This window comes from Defluviitoga sp., from assembly GCF_035349255.1.
GTDB lineage: Bacteria > Thermotogota > Thermotogae > Petrotogales > Petrotogaceae > Defluviitoga.
The window spans coordinates 1-26399 of record NZ_DAOPSE010000010.1; the positions used below are offsets into that span (position 1 = coordinate 1).

Below are 26399 nucleotides of genomic sequence, written 5' to 3' on the forward strand. Positions count from 1 at the left end.
CCGTTACAGATTTTACAACTTGAGGACCAGTTATAAACATTTGAGAAGTTTTATCTACCATGATGATAAAATCTGTCAACGCGGGAGAATAGACAGCTCCCCCGGCACACGGTCCTGCAATAATAGTTATTTGTGGGATCACCCCAGAAGCAAGGGTGTTTCTATAAAATATTCCTCCATAACCATAAAGGGCATCGACAGCTTCTTGGATCCTAGCACCCCCGGAATCGTTTATCCCAATGATAGGGATTCCATACTTTAATGCATGATCTTGCAGTTTCATAATCTTCTTGGCATGCATCTCTCCTAAGGAACCGCCTTGAACTGTAAAATCTTGTGAAAAAACAGCAACTTTTTTACCATCAATTTCTCCAAATCCAGTAACAACTCCATCATAAGGAAAGTCCTTTTGATCTAATCCAAAATAAGTACATCTATGTTTAACGAAAATATCTATTTCTTCAAAAGTTCCTTCATCTACAAGAAGATTAATTCTTTCTCGAGCTGTTAACTTACCTTGTTTGTGTTGTCTGTCTATTCTTTCCTTCCCACCTGCAAGATAAAGATTTTCTTTTCTCTTTTTGTAATCTTCTATTTTTCTCTGCATTTCTTCGTCCGGCATTAATTTTCCTCCCCTATTCATAGAATTAGACATTTTCTAAAGAGTTATGTTCTATAATTCTCACTTATTCTTTTTTCCACAAATTCTGTTAATATTCCGTGCACAGATTTAGGATGTAGGAAAAAAACTAAATCGCCTCCTGCACCAATTTCCGGCTCATCAGATAAAGTTTTGTAGCCTAACTCCTTCGACTTATTCAAAAAATAATTTATATTTAGTACTTGATATGCAATATGATGAATTCCTTCTCCCCTTTTTTCTAAAAATTTGGAAATTTCAGAATCATTTCTTACAGGTTCCATCAATTCAATTCTAACATCGTTTAGGTACAAAAATGTTACTTTTATTCCTCTATCTTCTAAAACTTCTTCGCCTCTTTTTTCTAGATTAAGAAGATCTTGATAGAATTTAAGAGCCTCTTCAGTTGATTTAACCGCTATACCTATATGATCGATTTTTACTTTCATTTTATTCACCCCCTATTTCTTTGCACAACAATTTTAAAACTTCATTCCTTAAAGTAAATATGTCTGAATCTTCAGTTGAAAGATTAATTAATATATTTTCTATTACATTTATAAAAAAATTTTTAACTCGAATTTTTTTCCTAATTTCATTTTTGACTGCATTATCTTTTGGTTCTTTTTGTTGTAACTCGATCCAATTTTTTATTTTATCTATTCCTTTATTCTCAAGCGAACTTACACCAAACAATTTTTTTTGAATATTCTTTTCAGAATTCAAAAAATTTTCCATTTGCACTATAAACTTTTTAGAAGAAGGTAAATCAATTTTGTTTACTACATAACAATCGGCTATTTCCATTATTCCTGCTTTAAAAATTTGCACTTCATCGCCAGAATCTGGCGATAAAATTAAGATTACAAAATCACATGCATAAAAAATCTCTATTTCCGTTTGTCCTGCTCCCACGGTTTCAATGATTATCTTATCAAAACCAAAAGATTTCATAACTTCTATTATGTCGTATATTGAGTTACATAATCCACCACTAGCACCTCTACTTGCTAAACTTCTTATGTAAACGTTTGGGGATTTGGTAAGTTCAAACATCCTTATTCTGTCACCCAAAAAGGCACCACCAGAAAAAGGGCTACTTGGATCTATTAATATTATTCCTATTTTTTCGTCACTTTCCAAAAAAAGTTCAACAAATTTAGAAATAAAAGTGCTTTTTCCAACTCCTGGACTTCCCGTTATTCCTATGATATAGGAATTTTTTGGTGGTGAATCTGCTTGCAATTTCGAAATTATTTTCCACGAGTCAACGACATTATCTTCTATAAGTGAAATCATTTTAGCTAAAGCTGCTTTATCTCTAGCTTTAAACTTAGAAATTAGTCCTTCATACTTTTCTTGCCATTGCAATAGACTTCACCTTCTCTACTATTTCGTTAAGAGAAGTTCCAGGGGTGAAAACTTCAATTATCCCCATCTCTTTCAGTTCTGGAATATCTTTTTCTGGAATGATTCCTCCTAAAATAACGGGCATTTCTACTTCTCTCTCCTTTAAAAGAGAAATAATTTTTTTGCATAATATGTTATGAGCACCCGAGAGTATAGAGAGACCTATTAAATCAACATCTTCTTGTATAGCTGCTTCTACTATCTCTTCTGGAGTTCTTCTTATACCAGTGTATATAACTTCCATTCCTGCATCTCTCAAAGCTCGGGCTATTATTTTGGCTCCTCTATCATGACCATCAAGACCCGGTTTAGCAATCATAACTCTTATTTTTTTGTCCATTCTTAAAAGTCACCCTCCTTTCGATAAAAAACTAGACATTATAGGCTTTATGAGACTAAATTCTTTCAAAATTTAAAATCTTAGTTTTTTAAAAAATACCTTCTTTGCTCTATTTCTAACTGATTATTATTTTCTTTATTTGGTGATGCTTATGTAGAATGTCTCTGCCGTTTTTTTCAGAACTTATACTTAAAAAGTGTTGGAAGCCTTCGCCCTTGTACCCCACATAAATTAGAAATCTTATTTTTTATTACCACTTCATTCCTCTAATTCCCGCATTCCACAAAGTAGGAACAACAATTATAGCCTTGATGATTACTCAAAATCAGAAATTCTATTAGATTATTAAATTTTCTTTATACTCTCCATATATTTCTTTTAAAACTTTTGTTATTTCACCGATGGTGGCATATGACTCTACGCATTTGATAACGTAGGAAAATATGTTTACTTTTTCTATAGCAGCTTTCTTTAAGTTCTCAAGTGAATGATCAACCTCTTTTTGATTCCTTTTCTTTCTTAAAACTTTTAATTTTTCTTTTTGTTTTTCTTCAATTTCTTCATCTATTTTTAGAACTTCCAACTTTTCTTCTTTTTCAGATTTAAATTCGTTTACGCCGACTATTATCTCTTCTTTTTCTTCAATCCGTTTTTGAGTTTGATAAGCCGAATTCAAAATTTCTTGTTGAGGATAACCTATCTCTATTGCTTCCACCATGCCCCCCAATTCTTCGATCTTTTTTAAATACTCTTCCACCTGCTCCTCTATGTCTAAAGTCAACTTTTCAATAAAATAAGATCCTGCTAAAGGATCCACAGTATCGGTAATCCCTGTTTCGTGCGCAATTATTTGTTGGGTTCTTAAGGCTATTGTAACGGCCTGTTCTGTTGGAAGACTTAAAGCTTCATCAAATGAATTAGTATGGAGAGATTGAGCGCCTCCTAAAACTGCAGACAACGCTTGCAACGTTACTCTAACTATGTTGTTTAAAGGCTGTTGAGCGGTAAGTGTAGAGCCGGCAGTTTGAGCGTGAAACTTCAATTTCATAGCATTTTCATTACTTACACTAAATCTATTTTTCATAATTTTTGACCATATTCTTCGAGAAGCTCTAAATTTAGCAATTTCTTCTAAAAAGTTGTTATGAGAACTAAAGAAAAAGGAAAGATTCTTGCCAAATTCGTTCGGATCTAATCCCGCATCGATCGCTGCTTCAACGTAAGCTATCCCATCTGCCAATGTGAAAGCAACTTCTTGTACAGAGTTTGCTCCTGCTTCTCTAATGTGATATCCACTAATACTTATTAGATTAAATTTTGGAAGATTTTTACTTCCATAATCAAAAATGTCGACTATTATATCCATAGATTCTTTAGGCGGAAATATGTATGTCCCTCTTGCTATGTATTCTTTCAGTATATCATTTTGGATAGTACCTCTTAATTTGTCCAAAGGAACCCCTTGTTTTTTAGCTACAACGACAAGCATAGCCAAAAGAATAATCGCTGTTGAATTAATCGTCATAGAGACACTAACCCTATCAAGAGGTATACCGTTAAACAATATTTCCATATCCTCCAAAGAATCTACTGCTACGCCTACCTTACCAACTTCTCCTTCTGCTAAAGGATCATCTGAATCATAGCCTATTTGAGTAGGTAAATCAAAAGCTATGGAAAGGCCAGTTTGACCTTGCTCTAACAAATACTTATATCTTTCATTTGATTCTTCAGCAGTTCCAAATCCTGCATATTGCCTCATTGTCCATAACTTACCTCTGTACATAGTTGGTTGTACTCCTCTTGTAAAAGGATACTCACCAGGAAAACCTATGTCTTCTAAATAATCTAAGTTTTCTAAATCTTTGGGGGTATAAACAACATCAATATTTTTATCATATGTAGTTAAAAAGCTACTTTTTCTTTCAGGAAAACGTTGAATAGTTTTTTTTAACGTATTTTCTTCCCATTCTTCTTTTTTCATTTTAATCTTATCAAGTTCATTTTTATCAAACATCGATCATACCTCCCCGCATTTTTTGAAAAAAATTTCAATAAATATTCACTATTGCTATTTTACCTTATTACTTTTAATTTTACAAATAAAATAATCATTTTAACTCTCATCCGTAATTGTGCTATGATATAGTATAGGCGGTTTTTTCTCTGTAAGTAAAAGATTGGGGTGAAGAACATAAAGGTATATTTTGACAAAAATTTAAGAGTTCTTATTGAAAATTCCGATTATTCTCTAAAAGAAATCTCGACAAAATTAAAAATTCCTCTTTCAAGTTTAGAAAAGATTCTAGATGGAAAACTAGAAGATTTTTCTATTGTATCTTTAAAAGATATTGCAAATCGGCTTAGTCAATTATTAAATGAAGAAATAAATATAATTTATGAAGATGATGAAAATTCTAAACCTGAGCAGAAGACAAAAAATAAAAAGGGAAGATTTAAGATCGTTCTAATAATCTTTTTTATCGTTAACTTTGCATTTCTTTACTTTGTAATCAAAGATTTGACATTTTATAGAAATTTTTTATATAAAAATCTTTACACTATTACAATCTCCAATCATACTACCTCAGAGATAATAGTCAACGATACTTTGCTTGCACCAGAAAATACAATAAAAATAGAGCTTGCTCCTGGAGAAAGTATAAAGGTTAAAGGAAACAAAAACAATGGAAATATTGTTATCACAACTTTGAATGCTGTTTATAACGTGAATCTTGAAAATTTCGAGGTGATTTTATCAAATGGGAAATCCTAAACCTCCTGATTTTGTAAATTTTATGGCACATGTTTTTACCGCTGGAGATTCAGAACTATGGTTATACAACATGGGATTAAAAGAACTTTTAGAAGAAAATTTTGGCCCAATTGATTACGTTTCTCCGGTTCTTGATTTTCAAAAATTTACATACTATTACAATGAAGAAATGGGAAAGAATGTTTTGATCGAGGCAAGATTGATAAGTTTTGAATATTTAAGTTCTCCTGCTTTTTTACCTGACGCAAAATTAATTACAAATGAGATCGAAAGGAAGTTTTCCGTTGATAATAAAAGAAAAGTGAATGTAGACATTGGATACATTCATCATACTCAATTTGTTTTGGCAAGTACAAAACATTGGGGTAACAGAATATATATAGGAAAAAATATTTACGCTGAAATAACTTTAATGTTCAACTTTGGTAAATGGGAACCTTTAGAATATACTTATGCTAATTTTAGAGATCCTACCTATCTCAAGGAATTAGAAATCATAAGAAATAATTACTTGAAAAAAAGGAAAAAGATCAGTTTTGAATAAATAAGATTCTTATATTCACTATTCTAACATACGGACGGTGAACAAATAAATGTCTTTAGGTGGCTGGTTAAGCTTAATATATCTTGTTATATTCTTGATTTTGTCCCATTATGCCCCTTATATCACGGGTGCGTTGATACTAGGATTTTTTTTATCTTTGTTAATAAATGTTCCTACCAACCTCTTTTCAAAAATAATGAACAATAAGGTAGCTTCAGTTTTATCACATTTGTTAGTTCTAGGGGCATTTTTTTATGCAGCTATTTTATTTTTTCCTGTCGTGATAAGTGAAGGTAAAAAATTATTTTCAGTTCTTTCGGCCTTTGCACTTCCAAAGGGTGATCAAATTACTAACGTACCTGAATGGGTCTTAGATTTAATGAACGAACTTTCAAAAAATATTTCTAATATTGGCTTTAACTTAATAAACAAGTTAATTTCGATAACTCCCTCCTTATTTATGTCTTTAATAGTGCTTATAGTAACAACAGTCGCTATAGGATCTTTGAAATCTTTGATGAGAGACAATTTGTGGAAACTTTATCCTGTAAACGAAAGAAACAAAGGGGTAAAATTCTTAAAATCCTTCTATGGTGAGGTTGAAAGATTTATACATGGTAGATTTTTATCTGCAACTATTGTAGGGTTTGTTATAGGATTAGCAACGTATATTGTGGGTATTCCAAATTCTTTGTTCATTGGGATAGTTGCGTGGATTGGAGACTTTATACCTTACTTAGGTTCTATTGCTGCCGGTATACTTTTATGTATAGTAGGTTTAACAGAAAAAGGACTAACCGGATTAATAGCAGGTTTAGCTATTGCTTTAATAAGTAACCAATTAGAAATGTGGTTTTTATACCCAAAAATCCAAAGCAAAATATTAGATTTACACTGGTTTATAATCCTCATATCATCTTTCTTATTTGGAGAATTATTTGGTTTTATCGGGGTTCTTGTTGCTCTTCCAATTGTAATTTACGTTATTAACTTTTGGGAATACTGGGTTTTGAGAATAAAATAAAAAATCGGGGTGTCTTTTATGAAAAAAATTACTCTTTTTCTATTCTTATTTTCAATTTGTATAATCGGATTTGCCTCTGCAAAATTACTAAGCAAAAGCGATCCAGAGTATTATTTTGAAGCTTTGGGTGACGTCAATTTGAAATATCCTATTTATTATGAATCTGAAAAAATCCCAAAGGAGTTTCAAAATTATATCCATACCTCTATTGATCTAAAGTACGAAAAGAGGAATATAGATTACTTTAACCTTGAAAGAGGGTGGTATAGACCTTCCGCTTTACCTGACACTCTTTTCAGAGATTTTGTCCTTGAAAATGGAAATTTGTTCAATTTTGGTTTTAAAACTTATTACGGAGATGATTTTTTCGCCCAATTTATTGCTGATTTTAGGCTTGGTGACACAACATATTTTCAATATGGGAATTACAACATTTTTAATCTTCCTAGAATAGATTACATATCATTAGATTTTCCTACATTTTCATATTTATCTTACAGAAAAGACAAATTCGACTTTTTAATTGGTCGCATACCTCTTTCTTACGGACCTATGAAGTATAATCTAGTTTTATCAGATAATTCTCCATATTATGATACAATGAATATATGTTTTAATATTTCAGACAATCTTAATTATGATTTTGCAATATTATCTATGGTTCCTCAACTTTCGAAGAATGAACAAGAAAAAATGGAAGGAGAATATGTTGCTTCTAGAAACGCTTTTTACAACGGAATCAATTATAAATTAAACGAAAATCTTTTTATAGGCTTTAGTTCCTTAAATCAAGTTGCAGGTAAATTACCTAATCCTATAAATGTATTTATTAAGTCAGATGTCGGTATATATGGAGGCTATCTTAAAATAATTCCCTTTTATGGCATAAGTTTTGACGGAGAGTACGCGCTGAATTATGAGACTTTAAGTAACGGATATGGATTAGGTGTTTCAAAAATTTTTGAAGGCAAGTCGTCTAAATTTAAACTATGTTATGAAAGATATTGGATTGAAGATAATTTTTTTTCTAGTGAAATACCGTACCATAATTTATATTACAGGACTATTGCTTTGTCTAATGAACCGGGTTCCCGCATCTTTTTTGATTATCCTTTTGGATTTAAATATGGAGAAAATTCTAAAATTGGAAGTCTCGAATTAATTTTAGCTTTTAAAAACGCTTGTTTTAGTTATATTTGGGATCATGGAACTAATTCTTTTGGTAAAGTTAATTATAGAGATTTTTCAATTCTTTACAATACAAAAATAGGGAAATTTGGTTTTGACTGGAAATTTCTTAAAAATGGTGAAAATGAATTTGAAACTTTTAACCTTAAATATCTTTTAGAGGTGAATATAAAATTACCAAGATGAGAAAAATTGAGTTACTTTCGCCTGCTGGTGATTTAGAAAAATTAGAGACCGTGTTCCATTATGGCGCAGATGCTGCTTACATCGGAGGTAAATTTCTTAATCTGCGTGCTTTTTCTAAAAACTTTGACAATGAAGAAATAGAAAAAGCTGTTACCCTAGCACATAAATTGAACAAAAAAATTTTTGTTACTCTCAACGCTATTCCACACAATCCCTAATTAGAAACTTTACCAGAATATATCAGATACTTAGAAAGTATTGAGGTAGACTCCGTTATAGTTTCTGATCTAGGAGTTTTTAACCTAGTAAAAAAATACTCCAATATACCTATAACGATTAGTACTCAGGCAAATAATACTAATTGGGCTAGTGTTAAAATGTGGGAAGATCTTGGTGCTAAGCGAGTTATCCTTGCTCGAGAATTGTCTTTGAAAGAAATAAGTGAAATAAGACAAAAAGTCCCCGAAATTGAATTGGAAGTTTTTATTCATGGTGCTATGTGCATTTCTATATCAGGAAGATGTCTTCTTAGTAATTATTTAACAGGGAGAGATGCCAATAGAGGTAAATGTACTCAACCTTGTCGATGGAAATATTATCTCATGGAAGAAAAAAGACCTGGTGAATATTTCCAGGTTTTCGAAGACGAATGGGGTAGTTACATAATGAATTCAAAGGACCTTTGTACAGTGGAATTCCTTGATAAAATAATTGAAACAGGGGTAGATTCTCTTAAAATTGAAGGTAGAATGAAAAGTAGTTATTATGCAGGTATTACCACTAAAGTCTACAGAGAAGCTATTGATAGTTATTTGGAAGGAACATATAACGACGATAAAATCAAAGAATGGAAAGACGAACTGGAAAATGTTAGCCACAGGCAGTACACTTCAGGATTTTATCTTAATAAGCCTAAGAGTAATTCGCAAAATTATGAAACTTCTTCTTATATTAGAAGATATAATTTTATTGGAATCGTAAAAGATAAAATCTCAGAAAATTCATACGAAGTTGATGTAAAGAATAAGATTAAAACTGGAGAAAAAATAGAAGTAATAAGATCTAAAATGGAAAATATAAATTTATTATTAAGTGAAATAATTAACTATGAAAGTAACGAAATTATAGAACAAGCAAATCCTAATCAAAGAATTATTTTAAAATTAGATAGTTCTGTTCAAATCGGAGATTTGATAAGATCTTTAAGAACGGATGTTACTGCGACCTAAGTTTTAGTTCGCTTTTTTAATCTAAGTCATTTAAAAAACTCCTGAGATGTTTATCATATTTCTTACTGGCTTTTGAAATGAATAATTTTTAAAAATAAGATTTTGAATTTAAAGTGGGTGCAGGTCGGAGTCTTTTTCCTTTTTTCGGAAAAAATAAAGAATTAGTTAAAGAAATAGACGATAGGTCAAGATTGGAATTGTGGCGGTATTCTATAAAGGATACAAATCTAAAATGTTGATAAAACTTAGCTTTAAGAACTTCTAAAGTGAGTAATATTTCTAAAAAGGAGGTTAAAAGTTTATGATAGAAATAATAGAGCTTACAAAAATTTTTTCAGAAAAAATTATAGCTGTAGATAATATTAATCTCCAAATAAAAGAAGGTAAGGTCGTTGGTTTTCTAGGTCCCAACGGAGCTGGAAAAACAACGACAATAAATATGATAGTGGGGTTATGTAAACCAACAGCAGGTAAAATATTAATAGATGGAATGGATATTAGAGAAGAACCAGAAAAAGTCAAGAAAATTATCGGTTTTGTACCAGATGACCCTTTGTTATTTGAAAAAATTACTGGCATTTCCTATTTAAATTTCATCTGTGATGTTTTTGAGGTATCTATAGAAGAAAGAAGAAAAAGAGGAGGTTGGTTATTACAAGCTTTTAAACTTCTTGACGCTATAAAAGATCCTATATCAACATATTCTCATGGTATGAGGCAAAAATTAGCTCTAATTTCCGCTTTAATACATAATCCTAAAATATTGATTTTAGATGAACCAATAGTTGGGTTAGATCCAGAATCAGCCTCTATATTAAAAAAGATCATGAAAAGACACGCTTCAAAGGGGAATGTAGTTTTTTTTACCACTCATATTATGGAAATAGCAGAAAAAATATGTGATGAAATAGCTATAATAGACAAAGGAAAAATCATCTTTCAAGGAACTATCAATGAACTCCGAAAAATAAAAGGAGATAAGAGCCTAGAACAATTATTTCTAGAGGTGACGAAAAGTGAAAATGAAAAAATGGATTTCTCTTTCCTTGATTGAGCTTGATCAGCATTATAAAATATCAAAGAATAGATACCTATTAAAGCATACTAAAGATGAAACTATTCCCTTTTTTGCCTTATTAGCCGTTCTTGCTACTTTAATAATAATTTATTTTCCTTTTTATTTAGACTTTATAAAAGTTAACTTAGAATTTTACACTTTAAAAGGTACAGAATCACTATTTATAGCAGAGTTTGTCATGATAACTGGATTTATAGGCTTTTTCTTAGGGGCATTCGTACTAATAGGCGAATTCTTTCTCAAAAAAGATATGAAGCTTCTTATAACTTTACCTTTGAAACCATATGAGGTTATTTTAGGAAAGTTGTCTGTTGTTTTATGTGATCAGATGATAATTTCTCTTATTTTCTTGTTGCCTGCTTTAATTTATTTCGGCATTTACAATCATTTATCGGTTGGATATTATTTTTCTATGGCTTTGGTAATATTATTTTCACAGATTTTTCCAGTACTGCTTGTATTAGTTTTCATTCTACCAATTTCCCATTTGTTCAAAAAATTTAAAAACAAAGAACTTATTCTTTATATTATAACTTCTCTCCTTATGGTTTTAGCTTTAATATATATCTTTTCATCCAATGATATTTTTTTCGTTGTTACAAAAAATCCTCAAAACATGCCTGACATTTATATTAATCCCAGAAGTATTTTTTCACGGTTAACTTGGGTTTATCCTCCCGCATTTTTAGCAGCTAAATCGCTAATAAATACTGGAATATATAGATTTTCATGGACTTTAGGTTTTATAGGTTTTCATATTATACTTCTAATTCTAAGTTTATATATCGGTGAAAAATTATATTATTCAACATATGTAAACTTTCTAGAAACTTCTACCTCAGCCAAGAAAGAAGAAGAAAAAAATATTGATTTACTTTTTAATAAGGTCTTATCCCCAAACAAAGCACTTTTGAAAAGAGAATGGTTATACTTTTTAAAAACTCCTTCTTTTTCAGTCAATGGCTTTACTAACGTATTAATATTTCCGGGTTTATGCGTGCTTCTAGCCATCATAGACGCTGGAATTGGAATTAATTTGCAAAGGGAAATAAAGGGACCTCTTTTAGGTATGAAAATGTATTGGGTGGTTATCATTTCTTCTTTAGCAGGTTCACTAAGTGGTCTATCTTATTCTTGTTTTTCAAGGGAAGGTAAATTCATCAAAGAATTGAAGATTCTACCAATAACTAGTTCACAAATTTTAAGAACCAAATTTATCCACATAATGCAACTCAGTAGCATTGGTATTGTATCAGGAGCTTTAATTGGATATCTTTTGTTTAAGCTCAACTTTCCAGAATTTGTCAATGTCCTAATTTTTTCAGTAATTATAAGCATTTTCTTTAATCTACTTCAAATGTTGATAGATGCCTTTAAACCGTTCTTTGATTGGGATAACCCTCAAAAAGCGATGAAGCAGAACGCAAACGGTTTATTTTCAATATTAGTTATTTTCGGAATTCTAATACTTCTTGGTTTCTTATTTTATTTCTTATCTAACTATACGGATCAATATTATGTTCTAATTTTATTTAGTTGCGTTTTCGCAGTATTTGACTTATTATTATGGCAGATCTTAAAAACTCGAACGACCAACCTTTTGAATGAAGACTAAATCCCAAAATTAAAAAGGGCTGTTACCAAAAAAACTATTATAAATGATATTATAGCTGTTAAACTTACAATACTACTTGCCAACTCAGAATCATAGTTATTCTTTATTGAATAAACTATAATCATCATAGCTGTTGGAAGCAATGGAGATATGAAAAGAGACATTCTTTCTAGCTGGTTTCTAACGGGAATCAACAGGGTTATTAAGGAAATACAAAATCCTATTAAATATTTGGCCCCAACAGAAATTGTTAAAAGTTTACTATGTTTTTTAATCGTAGAAAGGTCTAGATAGAATCCCACTAAAAACATTATTAAGAAATTATTTGCTTCCTTGATTACTCTTATAGGAGAGATTACCAAATCTGGCAAAGTAAACCCTGTTATACTAAAAATTAAACCTATTATCAGCGCAATAAAAGGAGGAAATTTTAACAAATCTAATATTTTAAATCCTCCTTTTTTACCTTCTGCAACTGACTTTCCTATTCCATACAGCACTATACTATTTCCAAGGTCATACAATGCAAAATAAGTAATAGAGTTTAAACCCCACAGCATTTCAGCCAATGGATACATAAAAAGTCCTATATTTAGCCCACAAAAAGATAATAATATAACAGTACTTACATCTTCATCTTCTATATCTAAAAATTTTACTAATAAGTTACCTCCGAAAAAAGTCAATAAACAACCTAAAAAACCTATCAAAATGAAATATAAATCGGATATTAACACTCTAGATGAACTAATACCAATAAAAACCGTCATAGGAAGGGTAAAATTAACAATTAATGTTGACAATATTTCCCCTGTGTTTTTTGGAAAAAACCTTTTAGATAGATATCCTAAGGCAACAATTACCACAAAATTGATAAGGGCAGCCATTTTTGCACCTCTAGGAATAATTATTATTTTAAGACATTAAGTAATTATTTTAATTATAACATTATCACTTCGAAAACAATTGGCTAAAACATTATTTTTATTGTGTTGTCACAAAAATATTTAAAATGATTTTGGTAAAAATTTTCATTATTTTTAACATATTTTATGTACAATTACAATAACTTCTTAAGTTCCTATTTAGAAATTTTGAAAACTCAGTAATTTTAAAAATTCCATTAATCAGCTTATGTTGAATTTATCTCTCTTTTAAACTTTCTAAAAAAGTAATTAATTTTTTGGAGAACATTTTGGAATTTAAAGGGGGTTACAAGGCTACACCCTAACCATCCTTCTTGAGATAAGAACCAAAACTAGTGTAATTTTGGAGGTATTATAACTTTTGGTTAAAAACTTAGAGGAAACTATTAAAAATATGAAAGATGAAATTAAACAAATTGTTGGAAATCAACCACTATATATAGCTTTTTCTGGTGGAATGGATAGCACAGTTGTTGCCCTACTTGCAAAAGATGCTTTACCTAATGATCAAATAACTTTGGTAAATGTATGTTTTGGGGCTTATTCTTATTCTAAAGCAATTGAAGCTGTTTTACTTTTATCTAAACAACTTGATTTAAAACTAAATTTTATAAGCAGCAACCATGAACAAGAAGTTATAATGTACCATGGTCCAAATTGTAATCAATGTACAAGAAAAGTAAAAATTGGCAAAGTAAAAGAATTCTCACATAAAGGTGTTGTGGCTTCCGGCGCCAATAAATCTGATTCTTGGGGAAAAACAGGCATAAAATTTATGGATGGAATTTATGCTCCTTTGGTAGATTTAGATAAAGGTGAAATTGAGCAAATATTAGAATATTATAATTTTACCATTCCTAAAATAGGCGAAAACAGTACTAGGGAAGGATGCAAGTTTAAGCATCTTTTGAAAATGGCTGTTAATCCCGAATATCACTCGCGGGCCGCCGTGGTAGCCAATGAAGTGTTACTTGACATTTTAGATTATTATGAAGTTAGACGAGAAATAGCTAATGTAAAAATAATAGGACCCCTTTCAGAGAATGTAGCTTTAATAAACATAAAGCCTTTGCCAGAGAATAAAATAGTTAAAGAAATTATCAAAATTTTGGAAAAAGAAAAAAGCATAGATAAGATCGATGTCGTCGATGGACCTTTGAAACTCAAGATTTTAGCAAATCCGGGTATTTTTAACAATGAAGTTTCAAAATATTGGGTATTAAATGGTAGATTAGCTCCAGAGTTTGCTATGCCTATAACGGCTGAGTGGAAAAAAAGCTCAAACAAAAAATTGTGGACTTTCTCGGTATACGATTATGAAAAAATCTAAAATATAGGAATTTAGATTGTCTTACATAAAAAGCCTCTTCTTGGATAACTGAAGAAGAGGCTCTTATATTTTTGGTCGGGACGACTGGATTTGAACCAGCGACCTTTGGTTCCCGAAACCAACGCGCTCCCCACTGCGCTACGCCCCGAATGTCAAAAATCTGGTATTTCTTATTTATATTTTATCATATTTTTGGTGTTTTTTAGATTTATTTTTTAAATAATAGTATAATTAGTGTAATTAAAAGAGTTATGACAGAACTTGTAATTAATCTTTCTTTTTATTTTAAGAAAAACCAAACATAGAAAAATTATCTTCAAAAAGGAGTGATTTTATGAGTATGAAAGAATCTTTTTCTCAAGCGCAAAAATGGATGGCAGAATTTTCACAAAAAAGTCCGGATAAAATGCGAGCGTTTCAGGAAATGGCAGAAACGATTGAAAAAGAAGAAGGAGAATCTTTAAACAAAAAAACCAAAGAACTTATAGCAGTAGCATTGTCTATCGCACGAGATTGTGAATGGTGTATAGCTTTTCACGTTAAAGATGCCTTAAACGCTGGTGCAACAGAAGAAGAGATATTAGAAGCTGCTTGGATGGCCATTCTAATGGGCGGGGGACCTGCTTTAATGCATGCTGGCTTGGTTTTAGACGCCCTAAAAGAGTTTAGGGGGTAATTAAATGTACAACACAGTCATTATTGGGGCCGGTCCTGGAGGTTACGTTTCAGCAATTAGATTGTCTCAATTAGGAAAAAAAGTTGCGATAATTGAAAAGGAGCATGTTGGTGGTACATGTGCTAATAAAGGATGTGTCCCCACTAAAGCATTACTATCGTCAGCTCATTTATATGATGAAATAATTTCTAAGTCCAATAAATTTGGAATAAATGTAAATTCTGTTGCTTATGATATAAACAAAATAGATGATTTTTTAACAGCAATAGTTTCTCAAACAAGAAAAGGAATTGAATTTTTATTTAAGAAAAATAACATAGAATTTATAAAAGCTACCGCAGAAATAGTTGATAAAAATCATGTTCAAGCTGACAATATTATTCTAGAAACTGAAAATATAATCTTAGCGCATGGATCAGAACCTGCTATATTTCCTCCATTTAATAAAATAGATGGAATTTGGACCAGCGATGATTTTTTCACGAACTTAAAAGATCTTTCTGATCCCATTTTAATAGTGGGAGGAGGAGTAATTGGAATAGAGTTTGCAACCTTTTTGGCTAGTTTGGGAAAAAAAATATATATTGTAGAACTTATGGATCATATATTACCTAGTGAAGATTTAGATGTTGTCCAAGAAATAAAAAGAAATCTTTTGCGAAAAGGAGTAGAAATTTACGAAAAACACAGGGTCATGGAAATTACAAGAAACGATGAAATTTATGTTTCAAAGATAGAAGGAAATGGTAATGTCACAGAAATAAAAAGTAGCAAAATTCTATTAGCTGTTGGGAGAAAACCAGTGATTCCAGATGATGTTAAAAAGTTGGGTGTAGAGATAAACAAAGGTGTAAAAACTGATCTTAATATGAAAACAAATATTGAAAATATTTACGCAGTAGGAGATATTCGAGCAGATATAATGTTAGCTCATGTTGCAATGTACGAAGGAATCGTTGCCGCTCATAATATAGCTGGCGAAGATAAGAAAATGGATTACAGCACGGTTCCTAACGTCATTTTCTCTAATCCTGAAATTGCAACTGTAGGCATAAAAGAAAAAGATGCCAATCCTGAAGAAGTAATTGTTTCTAAGTTTCCAATTTCAGCCAATGCAAGAGCCAAAACTATGAATGAAAAAAACGGTTTCGCCAAAGTCTTAGTAGATAAAAGTTCTAAAAAAATAATAGGTCTTTCCGTAGTTTCTCCAAACGCTACAGATATGATCATGGAAGGTGTTTTGGCTGTCAAATATGGGTTGTCTACAAACCATCTCATGGACGCCATTCATCCTCACCCTACCTTAACTGAAATAATACTTGGATCAATCGAAGGAGCCGAAGGAAAAGCTATTCACATATAAACTAAAGTTAATCCCACCAAAAAGGTGGGATTAATTGTTCAGTCTAATAATTACTATTAAGAATTGAGTATATTTTCTATTTCTTGCATTACATCATCTGTTAATTTTTCTTTAATTTCTATTGCTTTTACATTTTCCTCTACCTGCTCTGGTTTACTCGCTCCTGTTATAACTGTACTTACATGTGGATTTTTAAGTATCCAAGCAATAGCCAACTGAGCCATAGTGGCTCCAAGATCATTCGCAATTTTTGTCAGCCTTTTTACCTTTTCTATATTTTCCTGAGAAAGCAATCCTCCTTTTTCTAAATCTTCTCTTAAACCTTCAAATTTTGCTAATCTGCTATCTTCAGGAATTCCTTCATTATATTTACCTGTTAAGAGTCCACTCGCCAAAGGACTATAAGTTGTTAGCCCTAACCCATACTTTTCATAAAGAGGTGCGAATTCTTTCTCCACTTTTTTTCTCATAAACATGTTATATTGAGGTTGTTCCATGGTAGGGGCTATTAAATTCCTTTTATCGGCAATAATATATGCTTTTTCTAATTGTTCTGCAGACCATTCAGAAGTACCCCAATACAAAGCTAACCCATTTCTAATGATGTAATCCATTGCAAAGACAGTTTCTTCTATTGGGGTAGTTGGATCTGGTCTGTGACAAAAGATGAGATCTACATAGTCTAGTTGCAATCTTTTTAACGAATTCCATATTCCTTCTAAAAGGTGCTTTCTTGAAACTCCTAAATCATTTGGACCTTTGCCACCCCAAAAAATTTTTGTTGAAATAACAAGATCCTCACGCCGATACTCTTTTATCGCCATTCCCATTAATGATTCAGAAAGGCCGTTTGCATAAGCTTCAGCGTTATCAAAAAAGTTAATGCCATGCTTGTAGGCCACTCTCATGGTCTTTTTTACGCCCTCTGTATCAAGTTGATTACCAAAAGTTAGCCATGAACCCAAGGAAATTTCACTTACTTTAATGCCTGCTATCCCAAGATTGTTATATTTCACATTATCCCTCCTTGATCAGAGTAATAGTTTACTAAACTAACTTAATTATATCAAAAAAATCATTCATTTTAAATTGTAGTTTGTGATATAATTATCTTAATAGTATTTAAAAATTCATAAATGGAATTTGGGTGATTAAGTGATTTTTGTTTTTATTTTATTAACCATTATTACTTCTATGTTGATTTTTATACTTTATAGGGGTATTAAAACCGTTAAATATATCAAACGTTTAGTCTCTAATAAAGAGAGGTTTTCTGTCTTAATACCCCCATCACCTAATAAAATTGTTATAAATAGGTTTAAAAGTATATTGTATGAAACTGCAATATACTGTTTGGAAAATGAAAAGGAAAAAAATGAAATCCTACGAATTTTTTTAGAACACATACCTAATTTTTTAAGATCTGACTCTTGGAGCTTTTTACTAACGCCTAATAAAGGGCCTTGGACATTTTTGACATGGTCGAAAAATTTAGATTTTGTCCCTCTTGAAGAGATTGCCTTCGAGCTTGAAAACGAAGGTGAAAATATAAGAATCGTGCTAGAGTCTAATAAATCATTTTTTATTAAAAATGTAAAGGAAAATGTTATGTGGAAACAAAAAAACCCTTTCACTGTTTCTTGGTTAGGTATACCTATTAAAATTGGTGATGAAATTGTTGGGGTTTTGAACATGGATTGGTTTAAAACAAAAAGATTTACTAAAATGGAAAAGGAATTAGCTAAAGCTTTTAAAAACGAAATTGAAAAGGTCTTAACAAAAGTTTTTGGGTTAAACGAGTTATTCTTAAATTACCATTTGGATCCTTTAACCGAAACATATAATAGAAAAGCTTTAGAAGATTATATACTTAATCATCCAACAGTTAACGAAAATATAGCTTTAGTATTTATAGATATAAACGATTTCAAAACAATCAATGACACATTTGGTCATATGATAGGAGATCAAGTACTTAAGATAATTGTCGAAAGAATAAAGAACTCTCTTAAAACTGAGGATTTAATTTTTAGATATGGTGGAGATGAATTCGTCTTAATTCTTAAAAATATAAACAATCGTGAAGATGCTGAAAAAATTACAAATAAATTACAATTGATCGTTAGTGATACAATATTGATAGAGGATTATACAATCACGTCATCAATTAGTATAGGTTATTGTTTATTACCTCAGGAAACCAACGATTTTAAAAAAGCCTTAGCTATAGCTGACAAAAAAATGTACATACAAAAAAAATTTTCAAACAGATAGCAATAGTTTTAGGAGTTGATTCTTTGAAAAACTTGAGAGAAGATGCTTTTAGAATAATCAAAAGTTCGATAGATTCAGTATTGCCTGAACGTGCGGTTGAAGAGCAATTAGCTAGCTTAAATTTAGGAGAAAATATTTATCTAGTTGCAATAGGTAAAGCCGCTTGGAGAATGGCAAAAGCAGCAAAAGAATCCTTAAAAGATAAAATAAAGGAAGGTATAGTTATAACAAAGTATGGTCATTCTCTAGGATATATAGAAGGCCTACAAATATATGAAACAGGTCATCCTATTCCAGATGAAAACACTATAAAAGCAACAAAAACAGTTATAGATATGATAAAAAATCTTGACGAAGATGACGAGGTAATATTTTTAGTTTCCGGTGGTGGTTCTTCGCTCTTTGAACTACCGAATGATGGTGTAACATTAGAAGACTTGCAAAAGTTAAATGATGTCCTATTAAAATCTGGAGCAAACATAATCGAAATAAATACAGTTAGAAAACATCTTTCTCAAGTAAAAGGGGGTAAATTTGCCAAGATAGTGGAACCAGCTAAAATTTACTCTTTAATACTGTCAGATGTTCTAGGAGATAGATTAGACAGTATTGCATCTGGTCCTGCGTTTCCCGATTCCACTACCTTAGAAGATGTTGAGAACATTTTAAATAAGTATAACTTAGATCTTCCAGAAAATATTTTGCAGGCATTTACTGAAACCCCAAAATCATTGAACAATGTAGAAACATATATTATTGGTAGTGTAACTAAGGTATGTGAAAATGCTCAACAAATAGCTGAAAAATTGGGTTATAACTCTATAATTTTAACTACAACTCTTGACTGTGAAGCAAAAGAAGCTGGCTTGTTCTTAGCTTCCATCGCCAGAGAGATAAAAGAAAAGGATAGGCCTGTAAATAAACCTTGTGCAGTTATCTTGGGTGGGGAAACTGTAGTCAAGGTTCAAGGGAAAGGATCAGGTGGTAGAAATCAAGAACTTGCATTATCAGCAGCCCGAGGAATTTGCAATTATGAGGGAGTCATCATAGCTTCTGTAGGTACTGATGGCACCGATGGCCCCACAGATGCCGCCGGTGGCATAGTTGATGGACAAACTCTGAATAGACTAAAAGAAAAAAATATAGACATTGAAAGTGTCCTTAAAAACAACGACTCTTATATGGCTCTTCAAGCGATAGATGGTTTGATAAAAACAGGTCCTACAGGCACAAATGTAAATGATCTTATTTTCATTCTTTGCGACAGCTAAAGTTTTAACTTTCTTATAAATTCATAAGTAAATCTAGCCGTGATACCCCATATTATATAGTTTTCGTAAATGTAAAAATAAATGGGATATTTTCCAACTCTCCATTCATACTCTTTGCCTTTAGGTATAAGTTCATACGGAAAAACTTCATTTATTTCAGGAGTTATATAAGCTTCGTATTTTAAGGGCTTGTGGACTAAAAAGTATTCTAAAGGAACAGTAAATATGTATTCAACTTCGATGTTTGGTTTTATTTTCTCTAGATCTACTTTCAATAACCCAACAAAAGAATGAATTAGATCATTGAAAGGTGTTACAAGATAATCACAGGAACCAAGAATTTCTATAAGATCAGGTTCAATATTCAATTCTTCACAGGCTTCTCTAATAACTGCGTTTTCAGGTGTTTCCCCGACTTCTATTTTACCACCAGGAAAAGAAATTTCTCCTGGTTGCCTTATTAAATGATCAGCTCTTTGTTCAAATAACAAATGTATAGAATCTTCTATTTCAATTAGAGAAATCAGTACAGAAAAAGATCTTTCTATTCCTATAGGTTTAGGAACATAATTTTCAAAAATCTTAGTTATTTTTTCTTTATTCACTAAATCACCTTTTTAATAGAATCTATAAGTTATTAACTTTGCTACTTCTTCCAAGAATGCTTTATCATCCTGATCAAAAGCATCTTTTTGATGACTATCGATGTCTATTTCTCCAATGATGTTACCTTTTTTATCAAAGATGGGTACAACTATCTCAGATTGTGTTTTAGGACTGCAAGAAAGATAGTTTTCTTCTTTGGTGACGTCGCCTACAATAAAGGCCTTTTTCGCACTAGCAGCCTGGCCACAAACACCTTGGCCAAACTTAATTCTTTCATGTTCAGTGGGTTCACCTACATAGGGACCTAAAACTAATAAATCTTTATCTTCATCATCCACAAGATAAAATCCAACCCAATTATAATAATCTATTCTTTCACTTAAAAGCTCAACTATTCTTTGCATAACTTCTTCTTTTGTCTTGTAATTACTATTTGTAATAACAGTTTGGATCTTATCAAATAAAACCCAAAAATCCGCCTTTTTCTTGTTTGAAGGAACTGTTGTGACAAAATTCAAGATTGCTTCTTCCACTAAATCTTTAGGATTAATTCTATTTTTGTTTAGGTAAATATATAAAAAGTCAACTACTATAATGGTCCCCTTAAAAGAATCCAAGAATTCATAAGGTTCCTGCCCTAAAAAACACACCAGATAAACGGCATAATCTCCTCTATTAACTTGCAATTTTTCGGAATTTTTTGTTAGCTCTCCAATGATTTCACTTTTAAATTTCTTCATCATTGACTGTTTATACCAGTACGCTTTATCTAACTCTTTTCTTCCTATTTTTTTTAATACTTCTACCACTTTTTCATCATTTAAATTATGTTTCTTCATCAACGGCTCTATAAATTTCATTGAATTTTTATAATTTTCCCAAAAAACATTCCATTTTTCTTTCGGATAGGTCAATATTTGAAAAAACTCATCAGTAAAATCTCTAAAAACGCTTCTCATATTTAATGCATATTCCTCCTTACTCTAAAACTTTGTCGAATATAAATTCAATTGCTTAATCTATATTTTAATGAAAATTGTTTGAAGGTTTTTGCCTTTGTAACCAATATCTATAATATAGTATTAACTTTTTGTAGATTGATGTAGTTGATCGTTACCCCTAGTAAGAGGAAACAAAAGAGCTAGCGAAATTATCTCAATAATAACAACAAAAGTTATCACGTAAACAAAGGAAATATCATATAAAAAACCGACTGATGTTCCACCGATAAACATTGATAATCCATAGACTGTGTTAAATATTCCATATGCAGTTCCCCTTCTTTCGAGGGGTATCAAATCTGCTATCGCTGCCCTCATAATCGTTTCATGTATTCCCATTACGATACTCCAAATTATTATACTAAATAAAACAAATATTTTTGAAAAGGAGAAAGCAAAAAAAGGTACAGCAAAAGTTAATAATGGTACGATTAATAATGATTTTAGACCTATCTTATCATATGTTTTTCCAATGATAAGAGCTGTGATTCCATCTACACCCATAGCTATTGCGTAGAAAACAGGTATCCAAACATTTGAAATTATAGAATTAACATTAAGATGATACGCAATTAGTGGGTATTGAACAAAACCCATTACAGTTAATAAGGTAAAGAAGGTGTATAACCAAAATATTTTAGGTAACTTTTCTCTTTTTTCGTTTTCCTTTAATTTTTTGGGGTTTTCGAACTCTTCATAAATCTCTAATTTTTGTGGAGAAGGAACCTCAGATCTAGCAATAAATAATAATACTAACAAGATAATAACTGGAATCACTAAAATGACAAATCCTGCTTTGTATTCGGAATTAACCAAAAAAACTGTACTAAAAATTAAAGGACCTATTATAGCTCCAATTTGATCAAGCGCTTCATGAATACCAAACCCCCATCCTCTTCCTACCTGCTTTGTAGCATGCGACAAAATAGCGTCTCTTGATGGACTTCTAATAGCTTTTCCCATTCGTTCTATTATCAAAAGCAGAGCCGCTATCTGCCATCTATTAGAAACGGCTAAAAGAGGGATAGAAAAAAGCAAACTATATCCGATAATCGTTAAAGTCCAATAAGCTTTAGTTTTATCCGCAAAATATCCAAAAACCAACCTCAAAGCATATCCTACAAATTCCCCGATTCCCCCAACTATTCCGATGATACTAGCTCCAGCTCCTAAAAGGGCTAGATATGGCCCAGAAATACTCCTCGCTCCTTCGTAAACAATATCTCCCAGCAAACTTACAATTCCCATCAACAAGATAAACTTATAAGCTAATTTTTGCTCTGATGTGAGTTGATTCGTATTAACCCCTTCTTTTTTAAATGATGTGGCTATTTTAAAATCTGATTCACCGGTTATCTTAGAATTAATAATTTCATTAATTATTATCTCTAAATACCTTATTAATATTTTAACAAACTGGTAGGTGAGGACGTTGCCCTAAACCAATTAAATTATGGCATGCATTACCTATCTATAACCTCTTCAAAATAAATTAAAAACTTCTTTTCCTCTATTTCCTTGTGAGCTATAATGGTGCCGAGAGCGGGACTCGAACCCGCACGGGCGTCAAGCCCATAAGATCCTGAATCTTACGCGTCTACCAATTCCGCCATCTCGGCTAATTATTTCTTTACAATATATTATATAACAAAATCTTAAAATATAAAAGCTGCTTAGATGAACATTCCTAGACTATTTGACTGTTTAAAAATTTAACCTTTTATAATTATATATTAACTTATCCAATGTGTTAGTGTTACTTTAAAAGTGTTAAATATAGTACCGGTAAAAATAATACAAGAATAAAAATAGTTTTTTAGGAGGATGAAAAAATTGAAATTGACGCCGCTCATTAGAAGGGCAGCTCAGGTTTTGGAAACACCGTTTTTAGTGATAGATAATTCCTATGTAAAAGAAAATTACATAAGACTTAAGAATTCAATAAATAACGTAGAGATCTTTTATGCCGTTAAGGCAAATTCACACCCGAGCATTCTTGAAACATTAAGAGATGTTGGATCATCATTTGATGTTGCATCAAAAGGTGAAATTGTAAAATTGATGAACTTAGGAATACCGACAGAAAGAATGAGCTTTGGTAATACTATCAAAAAGGAAAAGGATATAAAGTTTGCTTGGGAAAACGGTGTTGAATATTTTGCAGTTGATGCGGAGATGGAAGTTGAGAAGATAGCAAGAAATGCTCCTGGAGCAAAAGTTTATGGGAGATTAGCTATGAGTTCCAATGATTCCGATTGGCCTCTTTCGGGGAAATTTGGAACTGATGTTGATCATCTTATCCATATCTTGAAGTATGCCAAAAGAAAAGGCTTGGTTCCTTATGGAGTTTCTTTCCATGTAGGTTCTCAATCATATAATAAATATAAATGGAAAGAAGCAATATTAAGTGCAAGTGAGGTTTTCGAAAAACTTCATAAAGAAAATATTGATCTAAAATTGTTGAATATTGGTGGTGGAATTCCCGTTCAGCATATTAAACCTGTACCTACAGTAGAAGAAATAGGGGAAGTAGTAAACGAAGCAGTTCATGAATATTTAGGATGGGTAGAAGGATTAAGGATTATAGCAGAACCAGGTAGATCTATGGTTGGAAATGCTGGTATAATCGCTTCAAAAGTTTTATTAAGAAGTAGAAAAGGTACTCAAACATGGGTTTTCTTGGATGTTGGTGTTTTTCACGGATTAATGGAAACCATTGAGAATTTTAGGTATGAAGTTATCGTAGAAGGAAAAGAAAGTACTGAAACGATGACAATGACACTTGCTGGACCTACATGCGATAGTGTTGATACTATTTATGATGAAATTGAACTGCCAGTTAACATAGATTATAACGATATTGTTTACTTTATAAATACTGGAGCTTACACTAGTGAATATGCAACGTACTTTAATGGTATAGAACCTATCAAAGTCTACACCATTGAAGAATTGGAACATATATTACAAGGAGAATTCTTACCAATTAGCGAAAATTCTTTATATTAATTATAGTTTTTACAAAATAAATCAAAAAACAGGAGCTTACGCTCCTGTTTTTTTTCTTTATCGATTTAAAAAACTTTCAAGTTCTAAAAAATTATCTGCTCTCAACCCCAATTGTTCGTTAACTCTCCTCAAATAACTTCTTTTGGCCAATTGATGCAACGCGTGAGAGTCAGTCCCATAGGAAAGCTTTACCCCATTGTCAACCATAATTTTTATCACTTCTGTTCTTGGAGACTCGGACATTTCATGAATTTCTAAAGCAATCTTGTTTTTCGCCATTTCTACTGCAATTTCTTTGTACCACTCCAACTCAAAATATTTTTTCGCTATCTTTTTTTCAAAATTTCTTCTATCTTCAAAAGTACTTCCGGGTTTCATAAACTTATTGATTGGCAAATATCCTTCAACATGACCAAGTATTTGAAAAGAAAATTCTGAAACTGCTTTCTCTACATATTTTTTATATAAATTCCAATAATCTACTTCTTCCAAATTTTTAGGCATTTGATGAATGGTTCCAATTATATAATGGACCTTAGGCATGTTTTCAGGAAGTAAAATCTCTTCATCATTAAATCCTACCTCTGCACCTAACAACATGATTATACCTTTCTCACTTGCTTCATCTTTAATTTTCAAAAAGTGATTATAATACTCGTCTGCGCTAACTTTGACACTATAATTGTGATTTTTCTCATAATGATCACTAATTCCAAAGTATTTCAAATCGATTTCTTCAGCTTTAGCCAGGATTTCTTCAAAAGTCTGAGACCCATCTGAATAATTTGTATGTATGTGTAAATCATATTTCGGCAGCATTCTCTTTACCAACTCCTAAATTGATTTCTATCCCTAAATATTCTAAAGTTTTGGGAGTTATTACAGTCAAATCATAATCTTTTAATTTATCTTGCTTAATACTTCCTCCATAAAAAGACGCTATTGCATTACTTTCTTCAAAAGTCCCATGGTATCCAAAACTTTTAATTGCTAACAATAAACTGTTAAAATTATTTGTATAGCCCTTTTTTAACGTATATGCGATATCACATAAGTAAGGATTATGTAATTTAGCCAACTCATATTCATCATAAACTTTAGCAACGTCTTCTTCACTTTCTAAATCATAAATAATTTCGTTTTTTTGTTTTTTTCCCTTCTCACTTTTAAGATAAATTTGAACTGTTGGTTGTCTAATTAGAACACAATCAATATCTTGAGGAATTCTTTGCCCAGGTTCATAGAAACCGCTTTTTAACCCATGCTTATTCAATAGACTAATTATTGAAAATTTACTACGTTTTTTGTAGGTACTCATAGAATGGTCAGAATTTATAACCAGCAAAAAATTCCCCCATTTTTTTGTAACAAAATTAAACAACTTTTCAATTTGGTGATCAACTTTTTCTAATTCTTCAATCCTTTTTCTATGTAAAGACCCATACTTATGTCCTATTGAATCGACACTTTGATAAATAGTAAACACTGCATCGTAGTCTGACTTTTCTAATTCACCGATGATAGTATTAGTATTATTTTGTGGTTTAGATCCATCAACCTGAACATATTTATTGCACCTGTTTTCAAGCATAAAATGTTGAACTGAAAGTGTCCTATAACCTGCCTTCATTAATATTTCAGAAATAGTAGGAACTCTTACATCTCGTAATTTTCCAATAACTTTATTTTTTTCATAATCATAAATCGAATTAGAATAAATCCCGTGGTCTTCAGGATATTTTCCAGTCAAGATCGTTGTCATCATTGGTGTTGTTAGTGATGGAAAAGCAGTTCGTAAATTTTCGATTGTATTTCCCGTTCTCATTATACTTTTGATAAATACAGCATCTGATTTGTCTATAAGATCTTGTCCTAATGAATCAATTGTTATGAACAAAAGCTTTTTCAAATTT

The 26399-nt window shown here is 31.3% G+C and carries 24 protein-coding genes, 2 tRNA genes and 1 pseudogene; 13 read left to right on the forward strand and 14 right to left on the reverse strand.

The window, feature by feature from the left end:
• The 5 genes from PKN74_RS03950 to PKN74_RS03970 form a co-directional block, all read right to left on the reverse strand.
• The coding region (locus tag PKN74_RS03950) for a carboxyl transferase domain-containing protein (protein WP_472308833.1) at positions 1-622 on the reverse strand (622 nt) is incomplete at its 3' end.
• Positions 623-666: 44 nt separating this feature from the next.
• Positions 667-1089, reverse strand: a complete 423-nt coding sequence (mce, locus tag PKN74_RS03955; RefSeq protein WP_472308835.1) for a methylmalonyl-CoA epimerase — start codon at positions 1087-1089, stop codon at positions 667-669.
• A gap of 1 nt (position 1090) precedes the next feature.
• Positions 1091-2011 carry a methylmalonyl Co-A mutase-associated GTPase MeaB gene (gene meaB / locus PKN74_RS03960; RefSeq protein WP_472308837.1) on the reverse strand — a complete coding sequence of 307 codons (921 nt, stop codon included), beginning with the start codon at positions 2009-2011 and terminating at the stop codon, positions 1091-1093.
• Positions 1989-2390 carry a cobalamin B12-binding domain-containing protein gene (locus tag PKN74_RS03965; protein WP_472308839.1) on the reverse strand — a complete coding sequence of 134 codons (402 nt, stop codon included), beginning with the start codon at positions 2388-2390 and terminating at the stop codon, positions 1989-1991. Before PKN74_RS03965 ends, meaB begins: the two co-directional genes overlap by 23 nt.
• 337 nt (positions 2391-2727) lie before the next feature.
• Positions 2728-4407 carry an acyl-CoA mutase large subunit family protein gene (locus PKN74_RS03970; protein ID WP_472308841.1) on the reverse strand — a complete coding sequence of 560 codons (1680 nt, stop codon included), beginning with the start codon at positions 4405-4407 and terminating at the stop codon, positions 2728-2730.
• Positions 4408-4575: 168 nt separating this feature from the next.
• On the opposite strand from PKN74_RS03970, the gene PKN74_RS03975 reads away from it, so the two are divergent.
• The 7 genes and pseudogenes from PKN74_RS03975 to PKN74_RS04005 all read left to right on the forward strand — a co-directional run bounded on the left by PKN74_RS03975 (position 4576) and on the right by PKN74_RS04005 (position 12030).
• A complete protein-coding gene (locus PKN74_RS03975; protein ID WP_472308843.1) occupies positions 4576-5166 on the forward strand; it encodes a helix-turn-helix domain-containing protein in 591 nt (196 codons plus the stop codon).
• Positions 5153-5710 (forward strand): DUF4416 family protein, encoded by a 558-nt coding sequence (locus PKN74_RS03980; RefSeq protein ID WP_472308845.1) that lies wholly within the window; start codon positions 5153-5155, stop codon positions 5708-5710. The genes PKN74_RS03975 and PKN74_RS03980 overlap by 14 nt, the downstream gene beginning before the upstream one ends.
• Before the next feature lie 49 nt (positions 5711-5759).
• Entirely contained in the window at positions 5760-6734 is a 975-nt protein-coding gene (locus PKN74_RS03985) for an AI-2E family transporter (RefSeq protein ID WP_472308847.1), read from the forward strand.
• Between the two features lie 18 nt (positions 6735-6752).
• Positions 6753-8108, forward strand: coding sequence for a hypothetical protein (locus tag PKN74_RS03990; RefSeq protein ID WP_472308849.1), 1356 nt, complete (start codon positions 6753-6755; stop codon positions 8106-8108).
• Positions 8105-9337: pseudogene (locus PKN74_RS03995) on the forward strand (peptidase U32 family protein). Before PKN74_RS03990 ends, PKN74_RS03995 begins: the two are co-directional and overlap by 4 nt.
• A gap of 301 nt (positions 9338-9638) precedes the next feature.
• Positions 9639-10391, forward strand: a complete 753-nt coding sequence (locus tag PKN74_RS04000) for an ABC transporter ATP-binding protein (RefSeq protein WP_472308851.1) — start codon at positions 9639-9641, stop codon at positions 10389-10391.
• Positions 10360-12030: a putative ABC transporter permease subunit gene (locus PKN74_RS04005; RefSeq protein WP_472308921.1), complete on the forward strand. Its 1671-nt coding sequence runs from the start codon at positions 10360-10362 to the stop codon at positions 12028-12030. Before PKN74_RS04000 ends, PKN74_RS04005 begins: the two co-directional genes overlap by 32 nt.
• On the opposite strand, the gene PKN74_RS04010 is transcribed toward PKN74_RS04005, so the two are convergent.
• On the reverse strand, positions 12027-12917 hold the full coding sequence (locus tag PKN74_RS04010; RefSeq protein WP_472308853.1) for an AEC family transporter: 891 nt from the start codon (positions 12915-12917) through the stop codon (positions 12027-12029). The genes PKN74_RS04005 and PKN74_RS04010 overlap by 4 nt on opposite strands.
• 400 nt (positions 12918-13317) lie before the next feature.
• Between PKN74_RS04010 and PKN74_RS04015 the strand changes: the two genes are divergently transcribed.
• Positions 13318-14286, forward strand: a complete 969-nt coding sequence (locus PKN74_RS04015) for an adenine nucleotide alpha-hydrolase family protein (RefSeq protein WP_472308855.1) — start codon at positions 13318-13320, stop codon at positions 14284-14286.
• Between the two features lie 72 nt (positions 14287-14358).
• Here PKN74_RS04015 and PKN74_RS04020 read toward each other — a convergent pair.
• Positions 14359-14434, reverse strand: a tRNA-Pro gene (locus PKN74_RS04020).
• Positions 14435-14620: 186 nt separating this feature from the next.
• On the opposite strand from PKN74_RS04020, the gene PKN74_RS04025 reads away from it, so the two are divergent.
• Together PKN74_RS04025 and lpdA are read left to right on the forward strand one after the other, a co-directional pair.
• Positions 14621-14962, forward strand: a complete 342-nt coding sequence (locus tag PKN74_RS04025; protein ID WP_472308857.1) for a carboxymuconolactone decarboxylase family protein — start codon at positions 14621-14623, stop codon at positions 14960-14962.
• A gap of 4 nt (positions 14963-14966) precedes the next feature.
• Positions 14967-16325 carry a dihydrolipoyl dehydrogenase gene (gene lpdA, locus PKN74_RS04030; RefSeq protein WP_472308859.1) on the forward strand — a complete coding sequence of 453 codons (1359 nt, stop codon included), beginning with the start codon at positions 14967-14969 and terminating at the stop codon, positions 16323-16325.
• Between the two features lie 56 nt (positions 16326-16381).
• On the opposite strand, the gene PKN74_RS04035 is transcribed toward lpdA, so the two are convergent.
• A complete protein-coding gene (locus PKN74_RS04035) occupies positions 16382-17341 on the reverse strand; it encodes a potassium channel beta subunit family protein (protein WP_472308861.1) in 960 nt (319 codons plus the stop codon).
• Between the two features lie 313 nt (positions 17342-17654).
• Here PKN74_RS04035 and PKN74_RS04040 point away from each other — a divergent pair, with 313 nt between their 5' ends.
• Entirely contained in the window at positions 17655-18599 is a 945-nt protein-coding gene (locus PKN74_RS04040) for a sensor domain-containing diguanylate cyclase (protein ID WP_472308863.1), read from the forward strand.
• Positions 18600-18622: 23 nt separating this feature from the next.
• Positions 18623-19870: a glycerate kinase type-2 family protein gene (locus PKN74_RS04045; protein ID WP_472308865.1), complete on the forward strand. Its 1248-nt coding sequence runs from the start codon at positions 18623-18625 to the stop codon at positions 19868-19870.
• Here PKN74_RS04045 and PKN74_RS04050 read toward each other — a convergent pair.
• The 4 genes from PKN74_RS04050 to PKN74_RS04065 form a co-directional block, all read right to left on the reverse strand.
• Positions 19867-20475: an NUDIX hydrolase gene (locus tag PKN74_RS04050; protein WP_472308867.1), complete on the reverse strand. Its 609-nt coding sequence runs from the start codon at positions 20473-20475 to the stop codon at positions 19867-19869. The genes PKN74_RS04045 and PKN74_RS04050 overlap by 4 nt on opposite strands.
• Positions 20476-20487: 12 nt before the next feature.
• Positions 20488-21435, reverse strand: a complete 948-nt coding sequence (locus PKN74_RS04055; RefSeq protein WP_472308869.1) for a GAF domain-containing protein — start codon at positions 21433-21435, stop codon at positions 20488-20490.
• 123 nt (positions 21436-21558) lie between these two features.
• Complete coding sequence (locus PKN74_RS04060; protein WP_472308871.1) at positions 21559-22710, reverse strand: MFS transporter; 1152 nt, start codon at positions 22708-22710, stop codon at positions 21559-21561.
• A 298-nt stretch (positions 22711-23008) separates the two neighbouring features.
• A tRNA-Leu gene (locus tag PKN74_RS04065) sits at positions 23009-23096 on the reverse strand.
• 214 nt (positions 23097-23310) lie between these two features.
• Between PKN74_RS04065 and PKN74_RS04070 the strand changes: the two genes are divergently transcribed.
• Entirely contained in the window at positions 23311-24486 is a 1176-nt protein-coding gene (locus PKN74_RS04070; protein WP_472308873.1) for a type III PLP-dependent enzyme, read from the forward strand.
• Between the two features lie 57 nt (positions 24487-24543).
• Here PKN74_RS04070 and PKN74_RS04075 read toward each other — a convergent pair whose 3' ends face one another.
• Both PKN74_RS04075 and PKN74_RS04080 read right to left on the reverse strand, forming a co-directional pair.
• A complete protein-coding gene (locus tag PKN74_RS04075; protein ID WP_472308875.1) occupies positions 24544-25305 on the reverse strand; it encodes a PHP domain-containing protein in 762 nt (253 codons plus the stop codon).
• Positions 25289-26395, reverse strand: coding sequence for an alkaline phosphatase family protein (locus PKN74_RS04080; protein WP_472308877.1), 1107 nt, complete (start codon positions 26393-26395; stop codon positions 25289-25291). Before PKN74_RS04080 ends, PKN74_RS04075 begins: the two co-directional genes overlap by 17 nt.
• Positions 26396-26399: the final 4 nt, after the last annotated feature.